At 67.4% G+C, this 322-nt stretch carries 1 protein-coding gene; it reads left to right on the top strand.

All coding sequences use genetic code 11. From position 1 onward, the window contains the following. Positions 1-51 precede the first annotated feature (51 nt). The coding region (locus ACLQ2R_RS39620) for an AMP-binding protein (RefSeq protein WP_425966557.1) at positions 52-322 on the top strand (271 nt) is incomplete at its 3' end.

The raw sequence follows: 322 nt of genomic DNA, 5'->3' as shown, positions 1-322 counted from the left end.
CCGCACCTGCTCATCGCCCAGCTCGCGGTGATGAAAAGCGGAGCCGCCTGGATGCCTCTGGACCCCCAGCACCCACCAGCCCGCCTGGCCTTCCAACTCCACGACACCGCAGCACCGCTCCTGCTGACCACCACCGACCTGACCGGTACGGTCACCGACACCGCCCCTGACATCGCCACCTGGGTTTTGGACGACCCATCACACCAAACCCGGCTGGCCGACCACCCCCACACCACACCGGATGCCGACATCCGACCAGACGACGCCGCCTACCTGATCTACACCTCCGGCTCCACCGGCACCCCCAAAGGCGTCCTCGTCT

The sequence above is a fragment of the Streptosporangium sp. DT93 genome (assembly GCF_049844535.1).
Classification (GTDB): Bacteria; Actinomycetota; Actinomycetes; order Streptosporangiales; family Streptosporangiaceae; genus Streptosporangium.
The sequence above is the reverse complement of the archived record's forward strand: the minus strand, read 5'-3'. Positions and strand labels throughout refer to the sequence as shown.